Genomic DNA, 4,702 nt, shown 5'->3' with positions numbered 1-4,702 from the left:
GCGGCCACGGTGGCCGGGTGGGTCGGCGCGGCGGCGGGCGGGGGCGGCACGGCCGGGGCGGGCGGCGCCGCGGGGGCGGCGGGCGCCGGGGTGGGCGGTGTCTTCGGCAGGTCCGAGCGGCGGGTGATCTCGGTGTTGACCTGGCGCGGCAGCCAGTCCTCGCCGAACCGCAGCTGGCCGCCGACCTCCGGGTGGTTGCGGGCCACCTGGATGATCTCGGCGGGCTTCGGGCGGTCCTCGGGGGACTTCGCCAGGCAGCGCTGGATCAGCTCGCGCAGGTCGGCCGGGACGGCCGTCAGGTCCGCCTCCTCGTGCACCACCCGGTAGAGCACCGCGGTGTCCGGCCCGTCGCCGAACGGCGCGCTGCCGCCGGCCACGTAGGCGGCCAGCGCGCCGAGCGCGAAGACGTCGGTGGCCGGGGTGACGGCCCGGCCCTGGGCCTGCTCGGGGGCCATGAAGGCGGGGGAGCCGATCCGGTAGCCGGTGCCGGTCAGCGCGGTGGCGTCGGCGGCCCGGGCGATGCCGAAGTCGATCACCCGCGGGCCGTCCCCGGCGACCAGCACGTTGGCGGGCTTCAGGTCGCGGTGGACCACCTCGACGCTGTGGATGGCCTGCAGCGCCTCGGCGATGCCGCCCATCAGCAGCAGCACGGTGCGCACCGGCAGGGCGCCGTGCTCGCGCACCACCTGCTGCAGCGACGGGCCGGGGACGTACGCGGTGACCAGCCAGGGGGCGTCCGAGTCCAGGCCGCCGGAGTCGATCACCTGGGCGGTGTAGAGGCCGTGGATGCGCTGGGCGTTGCTGACCTCCTGGGCGAAGCGGCGGCGGAACTCGCCGTCCTCGGCGAACTCCGGGCGCACCACCTTGAGCGCGACCGGGCGCCCGCCCGGGGTGTACGAGAGGTAGACCCGGCCCATGCCGCCGGCGCCGAGCCGGGCGTACAGCCGGTAGCCGCCGACCTCCCGGGGGTCGTCCGGGAGGAGCGGCTGGAAGACCGGTGGGAGGTTGCCGGCGTCGGAGGGGCTGTCGGCGGTCATGTGGGATCCCCCTGGTTGAGCGGTGAGGTCGGCCGGGACCGCGGGCGGCGCGCGGTGACGGGCGCGGGGCGGCGGTCCGGCGAGGCATAACCTATCGATCCGTCAGGATCCCGCGCACCGTGGGTGCGCATTGGTTGCACAACCGTGAACAGCGCGGACGCGGACCCGTCAACCGCGAACGCCCGCGGCCCCCGTCCTCCCGGATCGGGAGGACGGGGGCCGCGGGCGTCAGAGCCGGTGTCCCGGAGCTCTCGGCGTGCTCAGAGCGCGAAGACCTCGTCCACCAGGGCCGCCTGCTCGGCGGCGTGGCGCTTGGCCGAGCCGACCGCGGGGGCCGAGGAGGCCGTGCGGGCGACGCGGCGCAGACGGGCGTCGCCGCCGGTGCGGCCGATCACGACCTGCAGGTGGTCGACCAGGTTCATCGCGATGAACGGCCAGGCACCCTGGTTGGCCGGCTCCTCCTGCGCCCAGATGAACTGGACGTCGTCGCCGTAGCGGGCCAGCTCCTCCTGGAGCTCGGCCACCGGCAGCGGGTAGAGCCGCTCCATCCGGACGATGGCGGTGTCGGTGATGCCGCGCTCCGTCCGGGCCGCCTCGAGGTCGTAGTAGAACTTGCCGGCGGTGATGACGACCTTGCGGACCTGCGCCGGGTCGACGGTGGTGTCGCCGATGACCGGGCGGAACGAGCCGGACAGGAACTCCTCGGTCGCACTCGCCGCGGCCTTCAGACGCAGCATCGACTTCGGGGTGAAGACGACGAGCGGCTTGTGGTGCGGGTTGTGCGCCTGCCAGCGCAGCAGGTGGAAGTAGTTCGACGGCAGGGTCGGCATGGCGACCGTCATGTTGTCCTGCGCGCACAGCTGGAGGAAGCGCTCCGGGCGGGCGGACGAGTGGTCCGGCCCCTGGCCCTCGTAGCCGTGCGGCAGCAGCAGGGTGACGCCGGAGTGCTGGCCCCACTTCTGCTCGGCGGAGGCGATGTACTCGTCCACCATGGTCTGCGCGCCGTTGACGAAGTCGCCGAACTGCGCCTCCCACATGACCAGCGCGTTCGGGCGGGTCAGCGAGTAGCCGTACTCGAAGCCCATGGCCGCGTACTCCGACAGCAGGCTGTCGTAGACGGTGTAGCGGGCCTGGTCCTCGGTGAGGTACTGCAGCGGGGTGTAGTCCTCGCCGGTGTTGCGGTCGATCAGGACGGCGTGCCGCTGGCCGAAGGTGCCGCGGCGGCTGTCCTGGCCGGCCAGGCGGACCGGGTGGCCCTCCATGAGCAGCGAGCCGATGGCGAGGGTCTCGCCCATCGCCCAGTCGATGGTGTTGTCCTCGACCGAGGCGGCGCGGCGCTGCAGCTGCGGCAGCAGGCGCGGGTGGACGGTCAGCCAGTCCGGCAGGTTGACCTGCGAGGCGGCGATCCGCTTGACCATCTCCTGGGAGATGCCGGTCTGGATGGAGACCGGGAAGTCGGCGACCGGCTTGCCGGCGGTGGCGTCGGCCGGCGCCTGGGCCGCGTCGCGGACCTCGGCGAAGACCTTCTCCAGCTGGCCCTGGAAGTCCTGGAGCGCCTGCTCCGCCTCTTCCATGGTGATGTCGCCGCGACCGATCAGGCCCTCGGTGTACAGCTTGCGCACCGAGCGCTTCTTGTCGATCAGGTCGTACATCAGCGGCTGGGTGAACGACGGGTTGTCGGCCTCGTTGTGACCGCGGCGGCGGTAGCAGATGAGGTCGATGACGACGTCCTTGTGGAACGCCTGGCGGAACTCGAAGGCGAGCCGCGCGACGCGGACCACGGCCTCCGGGTCGTCGCCGTTGACGTGGAAGATCGGCGCCTCGATCATGCGGGCCACGTCGGTGCAGTACATCGACGAGCGCGAGGACGCCGGGGCGGCGGTGAAGCCGACCTGGTTGTTCACCACGAGGTGGATCGTGCCGCCGGTGCGGTAGCCGCGCAGCTGCGACATGTTCAGGGTCTCCGCGACGACGCCCTGGCCGGCGAAGGCCGCGTCGCCGTGGACCTGGATCGGGAGCACCGGGAAGGTGGTGCCGCCCTGGTCCAGGACGTCCTGCTTGGCGCGGACGATGCCCTCGACGACCGGGTCGACCGTCTCCAGGTGGGACGGGTTCGCGGCGAGCGAGACCTTGATGGTCTCGCCGTCCAGGCCGGTGAAGGTGCCCTCGGCGCCCAGGTGGTACTTGACGTCGCCGGAGCCGTGCATCGACTTCGGGTCGAGGTTGCCCTCGAACTCGCCGAAGATCTTGCCGTACGGCTTGCCGACGATGTTGGCCAGCACGTTCAGGCGGCCGCGGTGGGCCATGCCGATGACGGCCTCGTCGAGGCGGTGCTCGGCGGCGGCGTCGATGGTGGCGTCCAGCAGCGGGATGAGCGACTCGCCGCCCTCCAGCGAGAAACGCTTCTGCCCGACGTACTTGGTCTGCAGGAAGGTCTCGAAGGCCTCGGCGGAGTTCAGGCGGCGGAGGATCCGCAGCTGCTCCTCGCGCTCGGGCTTGGTGTACGGCTTCTCCAGGCGCTCCTGCAGCCACTTGCGCTGCTTCGGGTCCTGGATGTGCATGTACTCGACGCCGACGGTGCGGCAGTAGGTGTTGCGCAGCAGGCCGAGGATGTCGCGGAGCTTCATCATCTTCTGGCCGCCGAAGCCGCCGACCGCGAACTCGCGCTCCAGGTCCCACAGGGTGAGGCCGTGCTGGACGACGTCCAGGTCGGGGTGCTTGCGCTGCTTGTACTCCAGCGGGTCGGTGTCGGCCATCAGGTGGCCGCGCACGCGGTACGCGTGGATCAGCTCCATGACGCGGGCGGTCTTGTTGACCTCGTCGTCGTGGGTGGTGGCGACGTCGGTGGCCCAGCGGACCGGCTCGTACGGGATCCGCAGCGACTCGAAGATCTCGTCGTAGAAGCCGTTCTCGCCGAGCAGCAGGCGGTGGATCTCGCGCAGGAACTCGCCGGACGCCGCGCCCTGGATGACGCGGTGGTCGTAGGTCGAGGTCAGCGTCATGATCTTGGAGACGCCCAGGCGGGACAGGGTCTCCGGGGCGGAGCCCTGGAACTCGGCCGGGTACTCCATGGCGCCGACGCCGACGATGGTGCCCTGGTTCTGCATCAGGCGCGGCACGGAGTGCACGGTGCCGATGCCGCCGGGGTTGGTCAGCGAGACCGTGACGCCGGTGAAGTCGTCCATGGTCAGCTTGTTGGCGCGGGCCCGGCGGACGATGTCCTCGTAGGCCTGCCAGAAGCCGAAGAAGTCGAGCGTCTCGGCCTTCTTGATGGCCGCGACGACGAGCTGGCGGTCGCCGTTCGGCTTGACCAGGTCGATGGCCAGGCCGAGGTTGATGTGCTCCGGCTTGACCAGGTAGGCCTTGCCGTCCTCCACCTTGTAGCTGTGGTTCATGCCCGGGGCGGCCTTGATGGCCTGGACCAGGGCGTAACCGATCAGGTGGGTGAAGGAGACCTTGCCGCCGCGGGCGCGCTGCAGGTGGTTGTTGATGACGATGCGGTTGTCGATCAACAGCTTCGCCGGGACGGCGCGGACCGAGGTCGCGGTCGGCACCTCCAGCGAGGCGTCCATGTTGGTGGCGACGGCCTTCGCCGGGCCGCGCAGCTGGACCAGCTCGGGGCCGGCGGCGGCCGGGGCCGGCGCCGGGGCGGCGGCCTTCGGGGC

General features: G+C 71.6%; 2 protein-coding genes. Both read right to left on the bottom strand.

Annotated features, from left to right (window positions below):
* A partial coding sequence (locus VM95_RS37020; RefSeq protein ID WP_045705615.1) for a serine/threonine-protein kinase occupies positions 1-1,037 on the bottom strand: 1,037 nt, incomplete at its 3' end.
* Positions 1,038-1,297: 260 nt separating this feature from the next.
* A partial coding sequence (locus VM95_RS37015) for a multifunctional oxoglutarate decarboxylase/oxoglutarate dehydrogenase thiamine pyrophosphate-binding subunit/dihydrolipoyllysine-residue succinyltransferase subunit (RefSeq protein WP_045705613.1) occupies positions 1,298-4,702 on the bottom strand: 3,405 nt, incomplete at its 5' end.

Source organism: Streptomyces rubellomurinus (assembly GCF_000961885.1).
Taxonomy (GTDB): domain Bacteria; phylum Actinomycetota; class Actinomycetes; order Streptomycetales; family Streptomycetaceae; genus Kitasatospora; species Kitasatospora rubellomurina.
Note: the sequence above shows the minus strand (reverse complement) of the source record. Positions and strands in the feature narration are given on the sequence as shown.